Annotated in this window: 23 protein-coding genes; 6 read left to right on the top strand and 17 right to left on the bottom strand. The window is 41.8% G+C overall.

Going from position 1 to position 24,985, the window contains the following annotated elements:
- Window positions 1-81: 81 nt before the first annotated feature.
- Window positions 82-1,752, bottom strand: a complete 1,671-nt coding sequence (locus tag FTU01_RS13055; RefSeq protein ID WP_004783900.1) for an FMN-binding glutamate synthase family protein — start codon at window positions 1,750-1,752, stop codon at window positions 82-84.
- Window positions 1,753-2,245: 493 nt separating this feature from the next.
- A complete protein-coding gene (locus FTU01_RS13060; RefSeq protein ID WP_166134987.1) occupies window positions 2,246-3,268 on the bottom strand; it encodes a YafY family protein in 1,023 nt (340 codons plus the stop codon).
- A 241-nt stretch (window positions 3,269-3,509) separates the two neighbouring features.
- Between FTU01_RS13060 and FTU01_RS13065 the strand changes: the two genes are divergently transcribed.
- The 5 genes from FTU01_RS13065 to FTU01_RS13085 all read left to right on the top strand — a co-directional run bounded on the left by FTU01_RS13065 (window position 3,510) and on the right by FTU01_RS13085 (window position 7,771).
- Window positions 3,510-5,069 carry a circularly permuted type 2 ATP-grasp protein gene (locus tag FTU01_RS13065; protein WP_179992461.1) on the top strand — a complete coding sequence of 520 codons (1,560 nt, stop codon included), beginning with the start codon at window positions 3,510-3,512 and terminating at the stop codon, window positions 5,067-5,069.
- A gap of 22 nt (window positions 5,070-5,091) precedes the next feature.
- Window positions 5,092-5,694 (top strand): alpha-E domain-containing protein, encoded by a 603-nt coding sequence (locus FTU01_RS13070; protein ID WP_004783892.1) that lies wholly within the window; start codon window positions 5,092-5,094, stop codon window positions 5,692-5,694.
- Entirely contained in the window at window positions 5,691-6,470 is a 780-nt protein-coding gene (locus FTU01_RS13075; RefSeq protein WP_179992462.1) for a transglutaminase family protein, read from the top strand. Before FTU01_RS13070 ends, FTU01_RS13075 begins: the two co-directional genes overlap by 4 nt.
- A 20-nt stretch (window positions 6,471-6,490) precedes the next feature.
- Window positions 6,491-7,225: a proteasome-type protease gene (locus tag FTU01_RS13080; RefSeq protein WP_004783888.1), complete on the top strand. Its 735-nt coding sequence runs from the start codon at window positions 6,491-6,493 to the stop codon at window positions 7,223-7,225.
- Window positions 7,226-7,339: 114 nt separating this feature from the next.
- On the top strand, window positions 7,340-7,771 hold the full coding sequence (locus tag FTU01_RS13085; protein WP_180139454.1) for a BLUF domain-containing protein: 432 nt from the start codon (window positions 7,340-7,342) through the stop codon (window positions 7,769-7,771).
- 62 nt (window positions 7,772-7,833) lie between these two features.
- On the opposite strand, the gene alr is transcribed toward FTU01_RS13085, so the two are convergent.
- From alr to ppsA, 12 genes are all read right to left on the bottom strand, one after another.
- Window positions 7,834-8,904: an alanine racemase gene (gene alr / locus FTU01_RS13090; RefSeq protein WP_180139457.1), complete on the bottom strand. Its 1,071-nt coding sequence runs from the start codon at window positions 8,902-8,904 to the stop codon at window positions 7,834-7,836.
- Window positions 8,905-9,135: 231 nt separating this feature from the next.
- On the bottom strand, window positions 9,136-10,575 hold the full coding sequence (gene dnaB, locus FTU01_RS13095; protein WP_004783882.1) for a replicative DNA helicase: 1,440 nt from the start codon (window positions 10,573-10,575) through the stop codon (window positions 9,136-9,138).
- 216 nt (window positions 10,576-10,791) lie between these two features.
- Window positions 10,792-11,238, bottom strand: coding sequence for a 50S ribosomal protein L9 (rplI, locus tag FTU01_RS13100; protein WP_004783880.1), 447 nt, complete (start codon window positions 11,236-11,238; stop codon window positions 10,792-10,794).
- A 9-nt stretch (window positions 11,239-11,247) separates the two neighbouring features.
- A complete protein-coding gene (gene rpsR / locus FTU01_RS13105; RefSeq protein WP_004278792.1) occupies window positions 11,248-11,475 on the bottom strand; it encodes a 30S ribosomal protein S18 in 228 nt (75 codons plus the stop codon).
- A gap of 12 nt (window positions 11,476-11,487) precedes the next feature.
- Window positions 11,488-11,874 carry a 30S ribosomal protein S6 gene (rpsF, locus tag FTU01_RS13110; RefSeq protein ID WP_004696436.1) on the bottom strand — a complete coding sequence of 129 codons (387 nt, stop codon included), beginning with the start codon at window positions 11,872-11,874 and terminating at the stop codon, window positions 11,488-11,490.
- 283 nt (window positions 11,875-12,157) lie between these two features.
- A complete protein-coding gene (cyoE, locus tag FTU01_RS13115) occupies window positions 12,158-13,036 on the bottom strand; it encodes a heme o synthase (RefSeq protein WP_179992465.1) in 879 nt (292 codons plus the stop codon).
- 10 nt (window positions 13,037-13,046) lie between these two features.
- Window positions 13,047-13,376: a cytochrome o ubiquinol oxidase subunit IV gene (locus tag FTU01_RS13120; RefSeq protein ID WP_171064814.1), complete on the bottom strand. Its 330-nt coding sequence runs from the start codon at window positions 13,374-13,376 to the stop codon at window positions 13,047-13,049.
- Window positions 13,373-13,993: a cytochrome o ubiquinol oxidase subunit III gene (gene cyoC / locus FTU01_RS13125; protein ID WP_166134969.1), complete on the bottom strand. Its 621-nt coding sequence runs from the start codon at window positions 13,991-13,993 to the stop codon at window positions 13,373-13,375. Before cyoC ends, FTU01_RS13120 begins: the two co-directional genes overlap by 4 nt.
- A gap of 4 nt (window positions 13,994-13,997) precedes the next feature.
- Window positions 13,998-15,986, bottom strand: a complete 1,989-nt coding sequence (cyoB, locus tag FTU01_RS13130; protein WP_180139460.1) for a cytochrome o ubiquinol oxidase subunit I — start codon at window positions 15,984-15,986, stop codon at window positions 13,998-14,000.
- 3 nt (window positions 15,987-15,989) lie between these two features.
- Window positions 15,990-17,066: a ubiquinol oxidase subunit II gene (gene cyoA, locus FTU01_RS13135; RefSeq protein ID WP_005236020.1), complete on the bottom strand. Its 1,077-nt coding sequence runs from the start codon at window positions 17,064-17,066 to the stop codon at window positions 15,990-15,992.
- 300 nt (window positions 17,067-17,366) lie between these two features.
- Entirely contained in the window at window positions 17,367-18,173 is an 807-nt protein-coding gene (locus FTU01_RS13140) for an RDD family protein (protein ID WP_004783867.1), read from the bottom strand.
- Between the two features lie 420 nt (window positions 18,174-18,593).
- Window positions 18,594-20,972 (bottom strand): phosphoenolpyruvate synthase, encoded by a 2,379-nt coding sequence (gene ppsA, locus FTU01_RS13145; RefSeq protein ID WP_180139463.1) that lies wholly within the window; start codon window positions 20,970-20,972, stop codon window positions 18,594-18,596.
- Window positions 20,973-21,126: 154 nt separating this feature from the next.
- Here ppsA and FTU01_RS13150 point away from each other — a divergent pair, with 154 nt between their 5' ends.
- Window positions 21,127-21,963 (top strand): pyruvate, water dikinase regulatory protein, encoded by an 837-nt coding sequence (locus tag FTU01_RS13150; RefSeq protein ID WP_004783863.1) that lies wholly within the window; start codon window positions 21,127-21,129, stop codon window positions 21,961-21,963.
- A gap of 255 nt (window positions 21,964-22,218) precedes the next feature.
- Here the strand turns inward: FTU01_RS13150 and FTU01_RS13155 are convergent, their stop codons facing one another.
- The 3 genes from FTU01_RS13155 to FTU01_RS13165 all read right to left on the bottom strand — a co-directional run bounded on the left by FTU01_RS13155 (window position 22,219) and on the right by FTU01_RS13165 (window position 24,660).
- A complete protein-coding gene (locus tag FTU01_RS13155) occupies window positions 22,219-22,770 on the bottom strand; it encodes a flavoprotein (protein ID WP_180139466.1) in 552 nt (183 codons plus the stop codon).
- Window positions 22,771-23,050: 280 nt separating this feature from the next.
- Window positions 23,051-24,055 (bottom strand): LLM class flavin-dependent oxidoreductase, encoded by a 1,005-nt coding sequence (locus FTU01_RS13160; protein ID WP_180139469.1) that lies wholly within the window; start codon window positions 24,053-24,055, stop codon window positions 23,051-23,053.
- A 155-nt stretch (window positions 24,056-24,210) separates the two neighbouring features.
- Window positions 24,211-24,660 carry a hypothetical protein gene (locus FTU01_RS13165; protein ID WP_004783858.1) on the bottom strand — a complete coding sequence of 150 codons (450 nt, stop codon included), beginning with the start codon at window positions 24,658-24,660 and terminating at the stop codon, window positions 24,211-24,213.
- Window positions 24,661-24,985: the final 325 nt, after the last annotated feature.

A 24,985-nucleotide genomic window follows, 5' to 3' on the forward strand; every position in this document is an offset into this window, starting at 1 on the left:
GTGACACTCTCAATTAAAAAAAGGCGTTTTAGTAAACGCCTTTTTCTTGTCTAACTCGATTAAATTTCACTTATTCTAAGTCTAAAAACTTTCCAATTTGGCCATATTCCACATACGGAAATAGAAATTTTCCTCATCTTTATTTTCGCAATGTAATAATTCACCTTCTTTAAGCCAGAAATGAATCTGGGCAAAGTTCTTGATTTCATGATTGCTGATTCGCTGTGCCAGATGATGCGGTTTAATAGCAGAAGGATGTTTTAAACCTGCTGAAGCGATTAGCTCAGACAGGGCATGCATTGTATTTTTATGGAAATAAAATACTCGCTCGGCCTTAGTCGGGACATGCAGGGCTTTTTGACGCTCTTTATCCTGAGTAGTGACTCCCACAGGGCATTGATTGGTATGACAACTTTGAGCCTGAATACATCCGACTGCAAACATGAATCCGCGCGCTGAATTAACCCAGTCAGCTCCAAGTGCCATGGTACTAGCAATATCAAAGGCACTGATAATTTTCCCGCTTGCACCAATTTTAATCTTGTCTCTCAATCCTGCACCGACCAAGGTATTGTGCACAAACAAAAGACCTTCTCTTAAAGGAGTACCCATATAGTCAATCAATTCAATTGGTGCAGCACCGGTACCGCCCTCAGATCCATCTACCACAATAAAATCAGGATAAATTTTGGTATGTAGCATGGCTTTCACCATACTCATAAATTGCCAAGGTTGACCCAGACAAAGCTTGAATCCGACTGGCTTACCTTCAGAAAGCTCACGTAGTTGTTGAATGAAATTCATCATTTCAATCGGGGTTTTAAACGCCGGATGTCCAGAAGGTGAGACACAGTCATGTTCACGGCTAATCCCGCGAATCTGAGCAATTTCTTCTGAAATCTTGGCTTTAGGTAAAATCCCCCCATGTCCAGGCTTGGCACCTTGTGAAAGCTTGATTTCAATCATCTTTACCTGAGGTAGCTTAGCTTTTTCTGCAAATTTTACCGGATCAAACTGACCTTCTAAGGTCCGGCAGCCAAAATAGCCGCTACCAATTTCCCAGACAATGTCACCGCCATGTTCCAGATGATAAGGGCTGATACTACCTTCACCGGTATCATGAAAGAATTTGCCTTTTTGCGCACCAAGATTTAAAGCCCGAACCGCATTGGCACTTAAACTCCCGAAACTCATAGCCGAGATATTCAAAATGGAAGCAGAATAAGGCTGCGTACACTGCTCATTGCCGATCAGAATGCGGAAGGTTTCTGGATCAGCAGGTCGGCAAGGGGTGAGAGAGTGGCTAATAAACTTATAATTTTCTTCATAGACATTCATGATTGAGCCGAAAGGCTTATCTGAATTTTCATTTTTGGCCCGTTGATACACCAGACTACGCTGCATACGTGAAAATGGCAAAGCATCCCGATCCGCTTCAATAAAATACTGACGAATTTCGGGGCGGAATTCTTCAAAGATAAAACGGAAGTGGCCCATAATCGGATAATTTTTTAAGATTGAATGTCTGTTCTGCAAGACGTCATATAGGCCTAGCAGGCTCAGCAGAATACTAACGATCCATAGTGTATTCACTAAGGTTGCCGGCATAAAATAATAAATATAGCGCGGCTCATAACCGATATGAAAAATCGTAAAAATAACGGCGATGGTGATGCAGGCAAACCAGACCGAATGCCGTGAAAAGAAAGTATTAAGTAATTTGTGTCGTACTAATTGCGCAGGGTTAGCCATTATGAAATTAAATCCCTATTTCCACTACGATAGCGTTTAATAATGTGCAGAGCTTCCTGGCTTATACAAGCATAGAATTGTTTTTTAATTTTATAAACTTGCTGAAAGTCTTTTAATGGCCGCCATACTTATCTTCTAGATAGATAATAAATTTTCCAAATAATCTTCTATGGAAAAATTGTGCAAAAGGCATGCATTCTTTTTATTTCAAAAACAGGCTTAAGCGCTCTATCTTTTTATTTCAAAAATAGGCTTAAGCGCTCTATAGTGATTTTTATCCCCACAGCAGGAGTGTAAATTATGACAAAAAAATCGATCCGTTTTAATAATGCAGAGCTGGCTTGCTCATGTTATCAGACTCTTTAATTTCTAATGTGACCATCCGGTCTGTTTTCTGGGGCAAGAGGAAAGCAGACCGGCTCAGTAACAGATCACCAGAGCAATAATAAAAATAAAATGATAAATTGATCAGGTCCCCAAAATGGGGACTTTTTTATTCTTTGGAAGAGACTGAATCAGTTTCATTCACTTGGTAAACAGCATCTGCCACTATTTTTGGTTCGATATTTTTGATTTTATTGCCAAAACTTCGTAACCACCAAACCAGTTGTGAGGTAAAAGGCACAGTTGCGCTAATAAGGGCTATGCCATTTTCAATTTTTTCAATTTTTTGATCTTTGCTGAGCTGACTTTCTTCAAAATAGTGCGCATCAGATTCAGGCATGCTCAGTTGAAGCAATACATTTTCCGTTGGCTGGTTAAAATCGACCCGGAATCCTAAAGCGCCAGATTCAATATATTCATCAATATCAAAATTTACCGGGTGTAGGGCACGAGAATTCAGCACCTCTGCTGATTTAAAACGGTGCAGGGCAAAGGTCTGAATATCCGATTTATCATGACGGGTACAGACCAGATAGATAATTGAACCTTTTTGTACTAATGCCAGCGGATTTAAAATATAGGTTTTCTCTTCGCCATTATGACCACGACCCTGATAAACACATTCCAGCTGTTTGTCCTGTAACAGGCCTTCGTAAATCGCCTGTTGGGCCGTTTTATCAACGACAGGCGGAATGAGTGGCTGGGTAGCTGGCACGATTCTGACCCGGTTAATCCATTGTCGTACATTATTTTGTGAAGACAGGCTGCGTCGAGCCAGATCAAACCAGGGATTCATTTCTTCAATCAGACTAGGTGGTAGCAAATGTTTCAGATGTTCTTCCACCATCATAAAGGTCACCGCTTGCGAACTGGTCATATGCGGCAAGCTTTGAATCGGGGCATCTGAACGCCAGCGCCAGCCTTGTGGTGTGGTTTTACTGCTCTCAATCGGAAAACGCTGGGCAATCTGATTCAGGTCACGCTGAATGGTGCGTAAACTGATCTCGATCCCTTCGCGATTCAGGATTTCCTGGAGTTCACGGGTTCCCATCCATTTGCCGGTAGAAAGACGCGACAAGATTTGCCATTGGCGGTAAAGGCTATTGGAGGTTTCTTTTTCTTGTGCTGACATAATGTATTTTTACTGGCAATCAGTGGAAACAAATTAAATATGAGCTTACCACAATAAGAAATCTGAATTTTTTTCGCAAGTTATTCTGCGCAACAATTGACCTACAATCCGTAAACATCTTGGCGAAAAATGATATTGAGTGAATAGGCACTTTACTGGGTTAATACAGACTTCGAAACGGATGTCATGGCATGGATATTGCTTTGATTTTATTATAATAGATTACAATGAAGAGGTTTGTATGCTAAAAGAAAGCCAGGATACAAATACTATTACAACAGTAGAAAATCATACTGCAGCAGATTTAAGCAAAAATTTTACAGATACTACAGCACTTAATATTTCAATCAAGCACAGTCCGCATTTTTTATACCAAGAGATTTCTTCGAAATTTTTCAATGAAATGCGTGATCATCAGGTAATACACAGTCAGGCAGGTCAACGAATTGAAGAATGGCTGTCACAGCATACACTAGATGAACTGAATCAGCTAAATGAAGTAGCAAAAGAACATTTTCTTTATGACGGTATTACGTTTACCGTGTATGGAGATGAGCAAGGCACTGAGCGGACTATTCCTTTTGATGTAATCCCACGGGTGATTGCCCGTAAACAGTGGAATATGGTGGCACTCGGTTCAGCACAGCGTGTTCAAGCCTTAAACCTGTTTCTGCATGATATTTATCATCAGCAGGATATTCTTAAAGCCAATATTGTCCCTGAGCTTCAGGTGCTCACCCATGAAGCGTATCAGCCACATATGTACCAGCATCATTTGAAAGGCAGTATCTATAGCCAGATTAGCGGGATTGATATTATCCGAGATTCCAAAGGTGAATTTTATGTACTGGAAGATAACCTGAGAACGCCATCTGGGGTGTCTTATATGCTGGAATGCCGCAAGATCAGCCAGAAGTTAATGCCAAAAGTGTTTGAGCAATCCAATATTGCCGGTATTGAACAATATCCAAAACTCTTAAAAGAAATTCTGGCGGAAAATGCTTATACCGATAATCCATTCATTGTGGTTTTGACCCCGGGTCGTTTCAATAGTGCATACTATGAACACGCTTGCCTTGCAAGGGAGATGAATGTGCCTTTAGTGACATCACGTGATCTTTTTGTTGAGAACTCGAAGGTTTATGTAAAAACAATACGTGGGCGTCAACAGGTTGATGTTATTTATAGAAGAGTCGACGACGCCTATCTTGATCCACTGTGCTTTAAACCAGACAGTACTTTGGGTGTTCCGGGCTTAATGTCCGCATATTTACAGCACAATGTTGTAATCGCAAATGCCCCGGGTACAGGTGTGGCAGATGATAAATCGATTTATCCTTATGTCGATAAAATGATTCATTTTTATTTGGGTGAAAAACCGATTTTAAATAATGTTCCAACCTACCAATGCCGTAATCCGGAAGATCTGGACTATGTGTTGACAAATTTGGATCAGCTGGTCGTCAAGGAAGCACAAGGTTCTGGCGGTTACGGCATGCTGATTGGGCCACAAGCCTCTCAACAGCATATTGATATTTTCAGAGATAAAATTTTAGCTGCGCCGCATTTATATATTGCGCAGCCAACTTTGAATTTGTCGGTCAGTCCGACTTTAAGCAATTTTGGTATTGCTGAACGACATATTGATCTGCGTCCTTTTGTCTTGAGCTCACCTTACCGCACTGAAATTGTGCCAGGTGGTCTGACCCGGGTAGCCATGCAGGCAGGCTCACTGGTGGTCAACTCATCGCAAGGTGGCGGGATCAAAGATACTTGGGTAGTCGACAACTTACATTCATAACATTCCAAAGAAGGATAACGTCATGGTTTTGTTAAATACCAATGCGCAACATATTTTTTGGTTAGGCCGTTATTTATCTCGTACCCAGTTTTTATGTTCGCATTTTCCATTTTTAGATGATGAAGCCGCTGTGGCTTATGCACATGCTTTCTGTTTGCCTGCGTTTGATGCCAGTTCATTAAATGAGCTGGTTCTGGATAGTACCCAACCGACTTCATTTACCCAACAGTTTCAGGTGGCAAAAGACAATATTCAGGAATTACGCGGTGTATTGTCTGGCAAAGCATATTCCGAACTACTGAAACTGATTAAAACTGCGGATCAGAATGCCGGTTATATCTGCGATGTCGTGACAGATTGTGCCGAAATTCTAGAAGCAGAATCATCAGATGTATTTCTATTTTTCAGTCTGGGCCAATGTTTGGAACAGCTAGATCAGCAGTTACGTCTCGGTGAGGATACTACCCGTACCTTATGTAAAATCGATTATATTGTGGATACACTCTGTGAGATTGGTTGGGGCAGTGTAAAACAATACTGGACACAGTTACGTGCCGCACCTGATCTGAAGCAGTTTTACCAGTTTAGTGATCATATTCATCGCTTGTTCGAGGCTGATGTATGAAATTGATGGTGAATCACCAAACGCAATACACGTACACAGCCGAGGTGAGGAACAGTATTCAGTACATCAAAATGATGCCTTCCACCAATGAACATCAGAAGGTGCATTATTGGGATGTCAGTGTACCGGGTCAGAAAGTGATTCGGCATGATGCCTTTAAAAATCTCTGGATGACCAGTACACAGCGTGAATCCTATCATAGCCTGATGATCATGGCACAAGGCATCGTTGAGCTAAATCTCGCGCATGAGCAGGGCTTAAATGATTCCTTAAATCCATATCTATTTTTACAGCCGACTGAAGCAACAAAATGCAATGCAGAGATGAAGGATTTTGCAGATCGTCATGTTCCAGCATTAACTCGTAAACATTTAATCGGCTTGGCTCAAGCCGTACTCGAACACGTTCCTTATATATCAAATAGTACTACGGTACAGGGGTCTGCTATTGATGCTTTTGAAGCACGTCAGGGCGTCTGTCAGGATCACAGTCATATTTTTATCGCCATGTGTAAACATTTAGGTTTACCATCACGTTATATATCAGGTTATCTTTATGCACAGAATGCCTCACATCTGGCGAGTCATGCTTGGGCTGAGGTATTTATTGAACAGGCATGGTACTGTTTTGATGTGAGTAACCTGTTATTTACGCCTAGTGCGCATGTCTATGTTGCGGTGGGGCGCGACTATTGGGATGTTGCACCAGTACGTGGTGTAAGAGAAGAAGGCGGTGTGGAATCCATGTATTCCATCGTCCAGGTACTAGGATGTTAATTCATTAATAAGGACAAAAAATGACGTATTGTTGTGCCCTTCGTTTAGAGCAAGGTATGCTATTTATCAGTGATACACGTACCAATGCTGGTGTGGATCACATTTCGGTATTTCGAAAATTATATACCTTTGGGGTAGATGGGGAGCGCGTTATCGTACTCCAGGCTTCCGGAAACCTGGCAACAACACAGGCGGTAATCGGACATATCAGAAATCAGCTGGAACTCAGGCAGGAACCGAATATCCTGAGTTTACCGACCATGTTTGATGTTGCGGAACTGGTGGGTAATACACTCAAAAAAGTGATTGCCAATGTCACGGATGATAGTTTAGAACAAAGTACTTACTATTGTAATTTCCTGGTCGGCGGCCAGATTAAAAATCAGGAAATGCAGCTCTATCATATCTACCCGCAAGGCAATTTTATTTGCGCGACACGAGATACGCCATATTTCCAGATTGGTGAAAGCAAATACGGTAAGCCGATTCTGGATCGTGCCTTGACCTATGATATGCCACTCGATGAAGCATTACGTTGTTCTTTGATTTCTTTTGCTTCTACCTTACGTTCAAATGTATCTGTCGGTATGCCACTGGATGTACTTGTCTATAAAAAAGACAGCTTAATGATGCCGAAAGGTAAACGTATTGCTGAAGACGATGAGTATTTTACTGATATCAGTCGACAGTGGTCAGAAACTTTAAAGAAAGGCCTAGCTGAATTGCCTACACCATCGAATGACTATTTCTTATAATATTTATAGAATTATAAATAATTTTTTCTTATAAGTATTAGCAAAAATTGACCGTTTAGTATACAGTGCTAACTTCTATACGATATTGCATAGATAAGAATAGAGGTTAGCCGCATGTACCAATTTTGTTACGCCAGTGAAAGTACCTCGTCCAAAGCCGACTTACTTCAAGATTTAACGGATATCCTTAAAGAAGCACGTGATTTTAATCATCCTAATCAAATAACAGGGGTGCTTTATTTTGCTGATGGACATTTTTTCCAGTGCCTGGAAGGGGAATGTCTGGTTTTAAAAGCTTTACTGACAGAGAGACTGTCTAAAGATCCACGCCATAAAAATATTAAACTATTTGAAACCAAAGAGATTGAGCAGCGTACTTTTGGCGACTGGTCGATGAAATATATTTCTAAACGCAGTTCCATTCAACAATTCTGCCAAGAGATGGGATTTGAGGTTTTTACGCCTAATGATTTTAACCAGGAACAAGTAGATGCTTTATTACTTGAACTGTCATTAATCGAAAATGAAGAGCAAAAATTAGCTTAAATACTGACCGTATAAAAAAGCCCAATTTATATTGGGCTTTTTTATTTTTGGCTAGTTTTTCTTTAAACCAGTTTGCGTACCGGGCGGGCAGACATGCGGCAAAGTAATTCATAACCAATCGTACCATTGGCTTCAGCTACATCATCAACCAGACGGGATTTGCCCCATAGTTCGACTTCAGTACCTAATTCCAGATTGAGACCAGTTGCATCAATGGCAATCATGTCCATTGCCACACGGCCAATCACACGGGTTTGCTGACCATGAATCGCTACATGGTTCTGTTTCGGGAAAGCACGTGGATAACCGTCACCATAACCGATAGAAACAATGGCCAAGGTCATGTCTTTGTCAGCAGTAAAAGTTGAACCATAACCGACATGTTCACCAGGTTTGATATTATTCAATGCAATCACTTCAGCGGTAAAAGTCATGACTGGTTTTAGATCTAGATCATGTACAGTCTTGTCTGCAAATGGAGTCGCGCCGTAGAGCATGATGCCCGGACGAACAAAGTCAAAATGCAATTCTGGATATTTATAGATCGCAGCTGAGTTACAGCAAGAACCCATTAAAGGTGCGCAGTCATTCTTCACTTCCAAGAACTGCTGGATTTGCTGTTCATTGAGAGGATGTTCCGCATCAGCATTGGCAAAGTGCATCGCCAGCACGCAGGTAAAACCTTCTGCTTTTAATTGATTGATCACATCTTTAATCACATCAATTTTAAAACCAAGACGGTTCATACCGCTGTTGAGTTTTACCCAAACTTTTAGGCCTTTCGCAATATAGGCTTCTTTATTTGCCAGTAACCAGTCCAGTTGTGGCTGATGATGCACAATGACTTCAATATTCTGATCGATCACAACCTGCATTTCATCTGCAGAGAAAATGCCTTCGATTAGGGTAATGGGTTGCTGGTAGCCGAGTTCACGAATTTCCAGGGCTTCTTCCAGACAGGCGACACCAAAGGCATCACTATCTTTTAAGGCTGCTAAGCAGTCTTTAATTCCATGTCCGTAAGCATTGGCTTTGACCATGCTGACGATTTTAGCGGTTGGGGCAAGTTGTTTGACACGGTTTAAATTATATTGCAGTGCTTCACTGTCAATATAAACTGTAGCTTGGCGCACCCTAGATACTCCTGCGGGATGACAAAAATAATATCGTGTGGAACACACAAAACAGGGAGAGAAATAACAGGATTGTGAAAACAAAAGCGGTCATTTCAAAATTGTGAATATTGTAGACCTATCTACTATAAATGGACATGCTCATTTATATAATTTCATGCACAGCAAGCATTCTAAATAAAAAAGAGACCATTTCGGCCTCTTTTCTACACTCAGATCAAACTTGAATACTTACTCTTCATCATCATACTGGGCATAGAACTCAGGAGAGAGGTTACTGAAACGGGTATATTGACCTTCAAATGCCAGACGTACGGTACCAATTGGACCATTACGCTGTTTACCGATAATAATCTCGGCAGTGCCGGCTTCTTTCGATTCCTTGTTATAAACCTCGTCACGGTAAATAAACATGATCAAGTCGGCATCCTGTTCGATCGCACCAGATTCACGAAGGTCAGACATCACCGGGCGTTTGTTGGGACGGTTTTCTAGAGAACGGTTCAACTGTGATAAGGCAATGACTGGACATTGCATCTCTTTGGCCAAGGCTTTTAAGCTTCGAGAAATTTCCGAGATCTCGCCTACACGGTTATCACCCATACCCGGTACTTTCATCAATTGAAGATAATCGACCATGATACAACCGAGCTTACCGCCATGCATTTTGGCAATACGACGCGCACGCGCACGAACCTCAGTCGGTGGTAGTGCAGAGGAATCATCGATATAAAGATGCTTTTCCTGTAAATGCACAATGGTACTAGTCACTTTTGACCATTCATCGCTGTCCATTTTACCAGCACGTAAGTGACCTTGATGCACCCGGCCGAAAGAGGAAATCAAACGCATCGCAATCGAATCCGCTGGCATCTCCATCGAATAGACTAGTGCAGGGAGGTTGTTGTTAAACAGCACACTTTCGACCAGGTTCATGGCAAAGGTGGTTTTACCCATAGAAGGACGGGCTGCGACAATAATCAAATCGCCGGCCTGCATACCGGAAGTTTTGTTGTCTAGTTCCACGAAACCGGTGGTCAGACCGGTAATTGAACCTTCTAATTGGGACAGTTCATTCAACTTGTCGAACACGTCAGCTACAACGGTATTAATCGCTTTTGGACCTTGAGCCTTGGCATTGTTATTATGTTGTTCGGCAATCGAGAAAATATTAGTTTCAGCCAGATCCAGAATTTCACTCACCGGACGGCCTTTAGTGTCATAGGCATTCTGTAAAATTTCAGAGCTGACCTTGATCATGCTACGTAAAGTAGAGAACTCTTTAATTTTTCCGGCATAGGTTTCCAGGTTATAGAAACTTGAAGGCGAGTCAGCCATTAGCTGCATCAAATATTCTTCACCACCGACCGCATCGAGTAAGTTCTGCTTGATCAGCCAGTCATGAACCAGTACTGCATCATAAGGCGAGTTTTCCTTAGAAAGCTGTTCAATGGCACGGAAGATATATTTATGCCGGGTCGCATAAAAATCATTTTCGGTAAGTACATCGCCGACTTGTTCAAAAGATTCAGCCACAGTCATAAGGGCAGCAAGTACAGCCTGTTCAATCGCTAAATTGTGCGGGGGAGTACGGAACTCCTTAAGTTGGGTATCAGCAACAATTTCTGGTTTAGCGGTAGGTGCCTTTTTGCTGGCATTCGCCTGTGACATATAAATCCCTGATTTTAAATACAATGGTTAAATATTGTCGGAGATGAATAAGGTTTATTCACTACGAGATGAAATGATACGCGGTCTGATCCAAAATGCGAAGTGCAATTTTTTGTGAACGCGAAGAATAAATTGAATTTTCTACTGTTGAGCAGATTATATTTTTTAGAGATAAAAAAAGAGCATGCCAAAGCATGCCCTTTTTTCGGTGAGAAATTACTCAGCTACGATAGTAACCAGAACTTCTGCAGCAACATCATGGTGCAATTGGATTGCGATGTTGAATTCACCAGTGTTGCGAAGTGCGCCATTTGGAAGACGAACTTCAGCACGGTCAACTGTAAGACCAGCATTTGTCAACGCGTCAGCGATGTCACGAGTACCGATTGAACCGAACAGTTTACCTTCATCACCAGCTTTCGCAGTGATTACGATGTTTACTTCGTTCAATTGGTCAGCACGTGCTTGAGCAGCAGCTAATACTTCAGCTTCTTGTTTCTCAAGTTCAGCACGACGAGCTTCAAAAGCAGCAGTGTTAGCTTCAGTAGCTGCAACTGCTTTACCTTGAGGGATCAAGTAGTTACGGCCGTAACCAGCTTTAACTGAAACTTTATCACCAAGTTTACCAAGGTTTTTAATGCGTTGTAATAAGATAATATCCACAGCTCAACCTCACTTATGATTGTCAGTGTAAGGGATCAAAGACAAGTAGCGAGCTTGTTTGATAGCAAGTGCTAGCTGACGTTGGTAACGAGCTTTAGTACCTGTAATACGGCTAGGAACAATCTTGCCGTTTTCAGTGATGTACTGTTTTAAAGTGTCGATATCTTTGTAGTCGATGTACGTAACGTTCTCAGCTGTAAAGCGGCAGAACTTGCGACGACGGTAAAAACGTGCCATGTTAGGTTCTCCTTATGCTTCAGCAGAGTCTTGAGCTTGTTGTGCTTCTTCACGTTGAGCTTTACGCGCACGTTTTTCTTCAGCACTCTTAGCCAATAGTGACTCTTCAGTGATAGCGTTTTCACGACGGATGATAAGGCTACGAATGATTGCATCGTTATAACGGAACAATTCTTCTAGCTCATCAAGAGTAGTTTGACCACACTCAACATTCATCAGAATGTAGTGAGCTTTGTGGATCTTGTTGATTGGGTAAGCCAATTGACGACGGCCCCAGTCTTCAAGACGGTGGATTTGACCTTCAGCTTCTTTGATGTGAGTCAGGTAACGTTCTACCATACCCACAACTTGATCGCTTTGGTCTGGATGTACCAATAGTACGATTTCGTAGTGACGCATTGTCAGCTCCTTACGGTTTAAACAGCCCCAATTTAAGTGAAATTGAAGCAAGGAGTCACAACCTTGGTTGTGTCGCATAATATGCGAAGCGTGAAGTTTAGTGGTTTTGGGGCTGAAATACAAGCAAATCTTGCCAGATGATGAATGTTTAAGTAGGTATGGAAGCAAATAAAAATTTACAAGAGGGAAATTTCTAGAAGAAACACAGATACTTTAAGTAAGCTTGAAAGGAATTAGGTATTTAGCAGGAGAAATAAAAAAGATAGAGTAAAACTCTATCTTCTTAAAAGAATATGATTGGATTCTGCGGGGCAGTAGAAGTAAAACTGAAAATAATACTGATCACGGTAATTAGTTTGACCGAGAACATGAAATACTGTTTTGCCCATGCCTGATTATCTTCAGCTTTAAAGCCCTGAATACTGAGATAGATCCAGTAAAGCGTCATCAGATTTAATACCACCAGATAGATCCAGTTTGCATAACCATAAACAAATAAAGCATTCATGGTAATTCCGAACAATATCACGTAGATCAAAGATTCGATCTTGGTACGTCGAATTGAACGGGCGACAGGCAGAATTGGAATGCCTGCATTTTTGTAATCTTCAAAACGATAGACTGCAATTCCCCATGAATGGGGCATTTGCCAGAGTGCATACCCTAGAAAAATTAAAAGGGCACCCAGGTCAAACTGGCTTGCAACTGCGGTATAACCGATCACAGGCGGTGCTGCACCAGAAATACTGCCTACCAGTGTTTGGTGAATAGTTGTTCGTTTTGTCCATAAGCTGTAAAAACCAACGTATACGACAAAACCAATAACTGCGAATAGGAAAGCGTATGCATTTACCCAGAACCATAAAATGCCAAAACCGATCACACCCAGTACAAAAGCAAAGGTGAGAGCAACAGGTACAGAAATAGTTTTTTTGACAAGTGCGCGATTTTGCGTGCGCTGCATTTTTTGGTCGATGTCCTGATCAATAACGTTATTGACCACGCATCCTGATGCCACTACGAGAGTAGTACCAATAAGAGTAAGAAGCAGGAGAAGGAAATCTACAGAACCTTGAGTGGCTACGAAGTAGCCACCCAAAGTGGTAACAAAGTTACCGAAGAGAATTCCTGGCTTAGTCAGGAATAAATACTTTTTCAGCATGACAACCAGTTTAGATCATCATGTTGTAGTGTAGGTAGTTCATGATCCATACAGAACCCACTAAAAGAATAGCGATGGTTAAGATGGTATACACAAATGCAATTACGTTCCAGCGTTGCTCTGAAGAAGAGTTCATGTGCAAGAAGTAAATTAATTGCACAAGAATCTGAGCGACTGCAGTAATTGCAATAGCAGTAATCAAGATACCGCGGCTAAAACCACCTGCCATGACCATACCGAATGGAATTACAGTAAGGACAACAGACAGGATGAAGCCAACAGTATATTGCTTCATGTTACCGTGTGATTCGCCAGCAGCGTTATGATCATGACTCATTATAGAACTCCCATCAAGTAAACTACGCTGAATACACAGATCCATACGATGTCAAGGAAGTGCCAGAACAAGCTTAGGCACGCAAGACGACGAGTGTTAGGCAGAGTCAAACCATATTTCTTGATTTGAATCATTAACACGATCATCCATACCAAACCTGAAGTCACGTGGATACCGTGCGTACCTACCAGCGTAAAGAACGAAGACAGGAACGCAGAAGTGCTAGGGCCATGACCAGCATGAACTAAATGATTGAACTCATAAAGTTCCATACCAATGAAGGCAGCACCAAATAACCAAGTGATCGCTAACCAGGTAAGAACCTGACTAACGTTTTTCTTGTAGGCAGCTAGAACGGCAAAACCAAAAGTTACGGAAGAGATCAAGAGGGCAAACGTTTCAGTTAAAACGAAGCCTAATGAATCACCAAACAGATCACGCGCGCTTGGAGTGCCTAATGGAACGTGGCTACTTAAAACAGCGAATGCAATGAAGAGTGTACCGAAAAGGATAAGGTCACTCATCAAGTAAGTCCAGAAACCAAAGACAGTGATGTCAGTATCATCGTGATGATGATGCTCATCGTGTCCGTGGTTATCGTGATGAAGTACTTCAGCCATGGTCTTAGTCCTTCTTCAAGTGTTTTTCAAGGATCGCATAACGTTCACCTTCAATACGCTCAACTTCAGCAGCAGGAACATAGTAATCCACTTTCTTGGTGAAAGAAGACACGATGAAGCTGATGATAGCTGCTACGAAAGTAACCGCTACTAACCACCAGATGTGCCAGATTAACGCGAAGCCCATAACAGTAATGAACATTGCGATAATGAAACCAGCAGCACGGTTAGTCGGCATATGGATATCTTCGTACTTCGTAGGTTTTGCATAAGCAACACCGTTTTCTTTCTCGACCCAGAAAGTATCAATACCATTGATCTTTGGAAGATGAGCAAAGTTATAGAACGGAGCAGGAGAAGATGTAGCCCATTCAAGCGTACGACCATCCCATGGATCGCCAGTCAAATCTAGACGTTGATCGCGTTGTAGGAAACCAACCACGATTTGCATAACGAAACAGAATAAACCGATCGCGATAAGTACAGAACCGAAGAAAGCAATTGCTAAGTACGGATCCCACTCTGGGTTGTCATATGTATTCAAACGACGAGTCATACCCATGAAACCAAGGATATAAAGTGGCATGAATGCAAAGTAGAAACCGAAGAACCAGAACCAGAATGCTGCTTTACCCCAAGTCTCATTCAGTCTCCAACCGAACATTTTCGGCCAGTAGAAGATGATACCTGCGAACATCGCGAACACTACACCACCGATAATTACGTTATGGAAGTGAGCGATCAAGAATAAAGAGTTGTGTACAAGGAAGTCCGCTGGTGGAACTGCCATTAATACACCTGTTAAACCACCGATACCGAAAGTCACAAGGAAGCCAAGTGTCCATAGCATTGGTGTTGTATAGGTAATACGACCCTTATACATGGTGAACAACCAAGAGAAGATTTTCACACCAGTAGGAATCGCAATAATCATGGTCATGATACCGAAGAACGCGTTAACGTTGGCACCTGCACCCATGGTAAAGAAGTGGTGAACCCAAACAACCAGTGAAAGAACACCAATTGCTACAGTTGCGTACACCATTGATTTGTAACCGAACAACGTTTTGCGAGAGAACGTCGCAGTAACTTCTGAGTAAATACCAAAAGCTGGTAATACCAAGATATATACTTCTGGGTGACCCCAAGTCCAAATCAAGTTCACGTACAACATTGGGCTACCGCCTAAGTCGTTTGTGAAGAAGTGGAAACCGAAGTAACGGTCAAGAGAAAGCATTGCAATCGTCGCAGTTAATACTGGGAATGTTGCAACGATCAGAACCGCAGTTACAAGAGCTGTCCAAGTGAAAATTGGCATGTCCATAAGTTTCATGCCAGGCGCACGCATTTTAATGATGGTAACGAAGAAGTTAACACCAGTAAGAAGTGTACCAAGACCTGAAACCTGAAGCGCCCAGATGTAGTAGTCAACACCAACACCAGGAGAGTATTCAATGCCAGACAGTGGAGGATAAGCCATCCAACCAGTCGCAGCGAACTCACCAAGCGCAAGTGAAACCATCATTAGACCCGCAGCACCAGCAAATAGCCAGAAGCTTAAAGAGTTCAATAATGGGAATGCAACGTCACGCGCACCGATTTGAAGCGGTACAGAGATGTTCATCAAACCAACAACAAGACCCATTGCCACGAAGAAGATCATGATTACGCCGTGAGCAGTAAAGATCTGGTCGTAGTGTTCAGGGTGTAAGTAACCTTCGCCGCCACCTTTAGCAAGGAACAGCTGAAGACGCATCATGATCGCATCGGCGAAACCACGCAAAAGCATGACGATCGATACGAAGATATACATGATACCAATTTTTTTATGGTCTACAGATGTGAACCATTCGTTCCACAAGTAGCCCCATTTTTTGAAGTAAGTGATACCTGCAACAACTGCGATACCACCTAAGATCATAGCTGCAACAGTGACCAATACGATTGGATCGTAAGGAATTGCATCTGGACCTAACTTACCTAATAAGCTCATGTCTTATTCCCCTTGAGAAGCAGTCGCATGTTCAACATCTACATGTGCTTCAGAAGCAGCTGCTTCCTGGTGAGCAACAGAAGACGCTGAGTGATCAGCACCGTGATAGTTACTCATGTAGTTATTGATCACAGATTCAAACAAACCTTGCTCAACAGAAGAGTAGTAAGTCACTGGATGTGGCTTAGTTGGGTAAGGCTTCATTGCTTCAGCAGCAGCCTTCTCTTCAGGAGTCGTAGCTTTTGCAATAATCGCTTCGATTTGGTGTTTACCACGGTTACCGTCACGCAAGCTTGCAAATTCAGCTTGGTCTAAAACAGTTTTTTGAACTGCTTCTGGATTTACTGAAGTACCGTTACCTGCTTTAACTGCAGCTACCCATTCAGCAAACTGAGCATCAGTCACAGCATGTGCACGGAAGCGCATTTGTGAGAAGCCATAGCCTGAATAGTTAGAAGAGAAACCGCGGTAGCCTTCAGCTGGGCTAGTTTCGTCTGCCATTAAGTTCAGGTGAGTTTGCATACCCGCCATTGCATAGATCTGACCACTTAACGCAGGGATGAAGAATGAGTTCATCGTGAAGTTAGAAGTCAAACGAAGACTTACCGGAGTTTTCTCTGGGAAGCGAATTTCGTTTACAGTCGCAATGTTTTGTTCTGGGTAGATGAAGATCCATTTGAACTGTTCAGCAATAACCTGAACTGTTAATGGTGCTTTATCTGCCTCAAGTGGGCGGTATGGGTCGTACTTGTGGGAACCCCACCAAGTTAACCAAGCTAAAATACCAATAATAATGACAGGGATACCCCAAACTACAATTTCAATCGCAGTAGAGTGTGCCCATGTAGGTTTATAGTCTGCGTCTTTATTCGATGCACGATATTTCCAACCGAACCATAATGCCATGATAATTGATGGAATTACCACCAACAGCATTAAGTAAATCGCAGTCATCATCAGGCTACTTTGGCCTTCAGCAACTGGACCCTTAGAGTTCAGAAGTACTAGATCACCACCACACCCTGTTAAAAGTGCAGCCATCGTTGATAAAGACAATACAGCTAAAATCGTTTGTCTCATTTTACAACCTCGGTGAAGAGTCCCATTCCCTAATTTAATATGGGATAGCGATTAAAGTGTCGCATGATAAAAGAGGCCGTTTTTTACAAAACACCCTTCTAATCATAATACACCGCTACGTTGTAGGGCATTATGCCTGATATTGCCAAACTAAGCTATATATAAAGGTGCTTTAAATGACTGTAATAAAAACTGATTTTGTTGGTCGGGTTTCAAGAATATTTATAGGAATTTTATTGTAATTTCAAAGTTATGTAGGAAAATGGGATGCCAAAACATCCCATTTTATGGCAGAACTAATTATTGTTTAACGACTTGGGTTTTTGCCAGTTTATCGTGCACGGTTTGACGTTTTTGCCCTAAACCGAACGCCCAGTCAATGATTGTGCTGAGTGGCATGAAGATAATATTCAGGAAAATAAAGAATACACTGCGAATAGTGAAGGCGCGCATCAAGCTGGTTTTTTCACCAGTCTCGGCATCTACGATCTTAATTTTAGTCAGTTTTTTACCGATACTTTGACCCGATTTGGCAATCAGAAAGGCCTGAATAGCGAGCATGATCACCAGGTAAATTGCAGTCGCAATCCATGCCTGTTGTGAAAACATGTCAAACATCTGAGTTTGTAGTTGCTGTGCCAGAGCAGGGTCAGCGTCACTACTTAACATCACATTCATAAACTCCTGGTTCAGTTGTGCAAACTGGGTTTCCTGTTCAGGAGTAAAAAATGCGGTCAAAATAAACGTCGCAGGCAGCCATAAAAGCAGATCCACAATCTTGGCTAAAATACGGCTTGGAATACTCGCCAGTTCTTTTTTTGCTGCAACATTTTGAGAACTGCGGGCACGAAGATGGTCTGTACTTGACTCATTTGTGTTCTGTGGAGCCTGATAGACTGGTGTCGCTGGCGTTTCTGGTGCTACATAGCCTTCAGGCTGATAGATCAGTTTCCCTTGGGTGAGTTCACCTAAAGCTTTCCATTCGGTCATACCTTGATGCCAAGCCAAATCAGTCAGAAGTACCTGTTGGTTGGCAAGCATCTGATTTAATTGCTCGAGCGTATATGGGCCAGCTTGTTGATTATTTCGTGCCAAGTAAATCTGCATATAAACTGAATCTCAAAAATATAAATTTAGACAAAAATTGAACTAGGAGTTTAAGTATTTTCAGGCTGAAAACAAATAAAAGAATATAAGTGTAATATATGGATAAGTTTAGGATTTTCAAGAATGTTCATCACCAAATTCCTCCATAATTGAGATAGTGTAGCAAGGATTGATGATTTTGCTATCATGATGTGAAAATTCACTTAAATTTAATTATGCAATTTTTTCTCATGCTGTTTGTTGGTATTTGTTTGTCATTACACTAATAAGCTTATGCTTATGTAGATGATTTGATTTCAGTTAAATCAAAAATATATGATTGATCACTTAACTATAAATGTGATTAAGATAATATTTGGGCAGTATTGAGAACATAAAAAAAAAAAGACCCTATGAAAGGGTCTTTTTTTATAGAGCGAATTAAGCCTTTTGAGCTTTCTCTTCAGACAAGAAGAACCAGGTATCCAATACTGAGTCTGGGTTAAGAGATACAGACTCAATGCCTTGTTCCATTAGCCATTGTGCAAGATCCGGGTGGTCAGAAGGACCTTGGCCACAGATACCTACATATTTACCTGCTTTACGGCAAGCATGGATGGCCATAGAAAGCAGTGCTTTTACTGCTGGGTCACGTTCATCAAACAGATGAGAAACAATACCAGAGTCACGGTCCAGACCAAGCGTTAACTGAGTCAAGTCATTTGAACCGATAGAGAAACCGTCGAAGTGTTCAAGGAATTGTTCAGCTAACAAAGCATTAGTTGGCAATTCACACATCATGATCACTTTAAGACCATTTTCACCACGTTTCAGACCATTTTGACCTAATAGCTCAATAACACGTTTAGCTTCAGCAACAGTACGTACGAACGGGATCATGATTTGAACGTTAGTCAGACCCATTTCGTCACGAACTTTTTTCAATGCGCGGCATTCAAGTTCGAAGCAGTCACGGAAGTTATCAGATACATAACGGCTTGCACCACGGAAGCCCAGCATTGGGTTTTCTTCTTCAGGTTCGTACAGTTTACCGCCGATCAGGTTGGCGTATTCGTTTGACTTGAAGTCAGACATACGTACGATCACTGGTTTGTCAGCGAACGCAGCAGCAAGAGTAGAGATACCTTCAACCAGTTTTTCTACATAGAATTCGATCGGAGATGCATAACCTGCAGTACGAGCAAGTACAGCAGCACGAGTTTCACGTGGCAGGCTGTCGATGTTCAATAATGCTTTAGGATGCACACCGATCATACGGTTGATGATGAACTCTAGACGAGCAAGACCAATACCTTCGTTCGGAATTTGCGCGAAGTCGAATGCACGATCCGGGTTACCTACGTTCATCATGATTTTGAACGGAAGTTTTGGCATAGATTCGATAGAGTTGGTTTGGATTTCGAAATCAAGCGCACCTTCGTAGATGAAACCAGTACCACCTTCAGCACAAGATACAGTGACTTCCTGACCGTCTACCAGCACTTCAGTTGCATTACCACAACCTACGATCGCTGGAACACCAAGCTCACGTGCGATGATCGCAGCGTGACAAGTACGACCACCACGGTTAGTTACAATCGCAGCAGCACGTTTCATCACTGGTTCCCAATCTGGGTCAGTCATGTCAGATACAAGTACGTCACCGTCTTGTACTTTGTCCATTTCTTTAATTGAAGTTACGATGCGGACTTTACCAGAACCGATACGTTGACCGATTGAACGGCCTTCACAGATTACAGTACCACGTTGTTTTAACAGGTAGCGTTCCATAGTACCGACATTTTCACGGCTCTTCACAGTTTCAGGGCGCGCCTGAACGATGTAGATTTTACCGTCATCACCGTCTTTAGCCCACTCGATGTCCATTGGAGAACCGTAGTGGTTTTCAATGATCAGTGCTTGCTTAGCCAATTCTTGCAGTTCATGATCGTTCAATGCAAATTGTTGACGATCTGCTTTTTCTACATCAACTACAACAACTGATTTACCCGCAGCGGCTTCTTCACCATAAATCATTTTCTGGTGTTTAGAACCTAAGTTACGGCGCAGTACAGCGTGTTTGCCTGCATTTAGAAGCGGTTTTGAAATATAGAATTCATCCGGGTTTACTGCACCCTGAACTACCATTTCACCCAAGCCATAAGAAGCTGTAATGAATACTGCATCACGGAAGCCTGATTCAGTATCTAGAGTGAACATTACACCAGCAGCACCAGTTTCTGAGCGAACCATACGTTGTACGCCTGCAGAAAGGGCAACCACGTCATGCGCAAAGTTTTGGTGTACACGGTAAGAGATCGCGCGGTCATTGTACAAAGATGCAAACACTTCTTTGATCGCGATCAGAACGTTATCGATACCACGAATGTTCAGGAAGGTTTCTTGCTGACCTGCGAAAGAAGCATCAGGTAAGTCTTCTGCAGTCGCAGATGAACGAACGGCAACCGCGATGTCAGGGTTGCCGTTTGAAAGTTCTGCAAAAGCTGCACGAATTTCCTTTTCCAGTTCAGCAGTAAGTGGAGTTTCCACAATCCATTGACGAATCTTTGCACCAGTTTCAGCAAGTGCATTGACGTCATCAACGTTAAGTGCAGCAAGCTCTGCATTGATTTTAGCGTTTAGGCCACTTTGCTCGAGAAATTCACGATAAGCAGCAGCTGTTGTTGCGAAGCCACCTGGTACTGATACACCAGCATTAGATAAGTGGCTGATCATTTCGCCCAGAGATGAATTTTTCCCACCTACAAGCTCAACATCGTGCTTCCCTAATTTTTCTAGACCAATTACGCGCGCTTCCAAAGTTGTTACTCCACTTTTGCAGTATTAATCACTATCTTGGCATGAGAGTATAGCAAATCTTCTAGGTTTTTGATTTTACTAAGCGACAGTCATGTAAGATCGGTTTACTATAAAGATTATATAGTACTAAGACAAATGTTTGAGGAGAATTTTAATGTCAGAAGGTAAACAAATTCAGCGGAGTGTGTTTTTTATTTCCGATGGTACTGCCATTACTGCTGAAACCCTTGGCCACTCGCTGTTAGCGCAGTTTCCGCATGTGGATTTTGACATTCATATTATCCCTTATATTAGCTCTGAAGAAGCGGCCATGAATGTGGTCACAGAGATCAATGAACGTGCCCAAAAAGATGGCCAAAAACCTTTGGTTTTCGATACGTTGGTGGATCCCTATGTGCGAGACATCATTAATACCGCAAATGCAGTAAATCTTGATGTTTTTGAAGGGCTTATTAGTAAATTGTCAGAAGAGCTTGGTACCGAACCTACGACTTTAGTCGGTCAGACCCATGCGGTGACCGATTCCGAGTCTTATAAGGCGCGTATTGATGCCGTACATTTTGCGCTCGACAACGATGATGGTGCGCGTACGCGTCACTATGATAAGGCTGATCTGATCCTGATTGGCGTATCGCGTTCCGGTAAAACTCCGACCTCAATTTATTTGTCTTTGCAATTTGGAATTCGTGTAGCGAACTATCCGCTAACTGAAGAAGATCTGGACGATAACCGCCTGCCAGCAGTGCTAAGACCGCATAAAAACAAGCTTTTTGGCCTGATGATTGATGCAGAGCGTCTGGTTGCAATCCGTACAGAACGTAAGGCCAACAGCCGTTATGCCAGCTTTAGTCAGTGCCAGATGGAACTGCGTGCAATTGAAGGCATCTATATTTCGGAAGGGATCAAGTACCTGAATGTTTCGGAAATGTCGATTGAAGAAATCTCAACGCGTGTCTTACAGATGACAGGGCTAAAACGTCGAATTGGCTAAAAAGAATTCAGAGTCAGACTTCAGTTTGGCTCTGATTTATAGATAAAAATTAATAAAAATACTGCTTTCATAGAAATAAAATATGAATATTATAAGTTGTTGAAATATTCAATATTTTAATAAAAAATGTAGTAATTGTTTTTTAAACTTTTTTGCTATTCAATGAAATCAAAAATTCAATTTTGCAGAGCTAAATTTTTCCAAATATACTCCGAATTTTTAATCTTATGTGCTAAAAATAGATTAATTTTCTGATTAAAAAGTATACACAATTAGCTCAACCTGATGTCCATCTCCATTAATACATTGAATACTATTTCCGGAAATTTTTGCAATAGGCCAGGTAATCAGCTGGCAATTTTCACGTTGCAGAGCGGCATAATAGTGGTCTGATTTAAGATAAACTTTGGATGCAGCTGCAAGATTTGGCATGAGCTGGCGTCTGAGCCATAAATTCTGCACCTGATTTTCCAGATAACGTAATGACAAAATGCTTTTAATCCGGTTATTAAATAGGCGTCGATTTTTAATGATCAAGGGATGATTTAGGAGACGCTGCAAACCACGTTCAGTACCTGGCAATACAAATTGCGGATTAATCTGAAAAACTTTTACTGAGCGAGCTTGCTGGCTAATCTTGTTGAGCTGGCTTACGGTAAATTGATCTGTACCAATAATCGCAATATCTTTTCCGGCACAGTCAAGTTCAGCGAGCTGGGAAGAGGGTACTTTAATGCCAGTAAAATGCTGAAGATTTTCGCGACGATTCTCAAATATACCTGCGTATTCATCCTGCTTGGTAGACATTGTTTTTCCTTGAAATTATTTAATAATTAGTCTTATTTGCTTTGTTATAGATATTAACAAAAGCCCTAGAACGGTAAAGTTCAAAATTTAACTTAGACAGTCATTCTTTTTTCTATTGTATTTTTAATAAGAGATAGATGTATTAAAGCGCAGGAGATCCATCTTAGACATGGATTTATCTATTTGGAGACTTAAAATTTTCAAACAAAGTTTTAAAAAATATACCCATTCCTAAGAGTGGGTATATAGATCAGAATAAATTAGGCAAAGCAAGACAGCATTATTGCCCGTTTTTGATCTGCATCAGCAATTCAAAATTATGCAGACGTTTCTCTGTGTCATAGATGTCACAGGTGAAGATAAACTCATCTACATCATATTTTGCTATGAGTGCTTCCAAACCGGCTTTAACAGTTTCTTTGGAACCCACTTGCGCCATGGCAAAGAAATTGTCGACAGACATTTTTTCAGGTGGTGACCAGAGTCCTTCCATAGAATCAATCGGCGCTTTCAATTTCAGGCTTTGACCGCGAATCAGGGCAAGGACACGCTGGTAAGCACTTGTTGCCAGATATTCAGCTTCTTCATCTGTATCTGCGACACAAGTCGGTACGCCCATAGAAACATAAGGACGATCCAGATATTCAGACGGTTCGAAATTGTCCCGATACAATTGAATCGCTTGACCAAGCATACGCGGAGCAAAGTGAGATGCAAAAGAATAGGGTAGACCAAGTTTTGCTGCCAGTTGTGCGCTAAACAGGCTCGAACCTAATAACCACACAGGTACGTGTGTGCTTTGGCCTGGAGTTGCCACAATGCGTTGGCCTGGAATCGGATCTTTAAAGTATTGCAGAATTTCTAAAACATCCTGCGGGAACTGATCTTCAGTTTCCTGACGGCCACGACGTAAAGCACGCATGGTCATTTGATCGGTACCAGGAGCACGGCCTAGACCCAGCTCAATACGATCTGGATATAAAGTCGCTAATGTACCGAACTGTTCTGCTACTACCAAGGGTGCATGGTTTGGCAACATAATGCCGCCAGAGCCAAGTTTGATGCTATTGGTATTTGCCAGTAAATAGCCTAAGAGAACGGCAGTCGCTGAGCTGGCAATACCATCCATATTATGATGCTCGGCCAGCCACATCCGGCTATAACCTAGACGTTCTGCGGTCTGGGCCAATTCCAACGCATGTTGCAGGGAGAATTGAATGGTCTTATCGTCACGAACTGGAACCAGTTCGAGAATAGAGAACTGGATATCGGTAAGCGTACGCATAATATTACTCTTGAATAAACATGACTAAGAGCATACGACTTTGCATTGTATTTGTATATCGAAAAAAATCGATATATATGTAAACCAAAATAACAGGCAAAAAAATAAGCATCCGAAGATGCTTATTCAAGGAGGAAAAGTGATTAGAGGAAATCTTAGCGACGGTGGTTATAACGGTAGTTGCTAGTACGATAGTTTTTTGAACTATAGCGACGGTCATAACGGTCATCATAACGACGGTCTTCGCTGACTTTTTTACCAAGGGCAGAACCACCAGCAGAACCTAATGCAGCACCAATTAAGCCGCCATTAGAACCCGCCATGTTTTTACCTACGGCATAACCAGCACCACCACCTAAAGCACCACCGATAATCGCGCCATTACGGTCACGTTTATTTGCTGCTACTGCGGCACCAGCACCACCGCCAATCGCAGAACCGATTGTTGCGCCAGTTGTACCACCCATTTTATTGCCCACTGCGGCACCAACGACACCACCCAAAGCAGAAGCTAAAGCCGTATTCGTTGTATTTCCGGCATTGGCGGCTGTCATACCCATGGCTGAGGTTGCTACGACAGCGATCATTAGAGATTTGTAATTCATGAGTACACCTTTTATATATCTAGCTGTATTTGTTGATGAGATAAATTTAATCTAGCAACCGTCAAATAGCATGGAGGCAGTGTTGGCGAATTGTGATTTTTATCTCCTTAATTTATTCATGATCTAGTTCTGATAATTTGATGTATTACATGAATTTGGATGTGTTGAACATACAATAAAAAAAGCACCCAAACAGGTTAATGCCAGTCAGTTAAGAGATTGACTGGCATTTTTTTGGGTATTTCTGTGGTTTCCCTTTCACAACTCGTGGGTAGTTTCTACTTCTTTTTTTCGGTAAAACATACCTTTTAGATTTTTCCATTAA

This window comes from Acinetobacter sp. YH12043 (assembly GCF_013419915.1).
Classification (GTDB): domain Bacteria; phylum Pseudomonadota; class Gammaproteobacteria; order Pseudomonadales; family Moraxellaceae; genus Acinetobacter.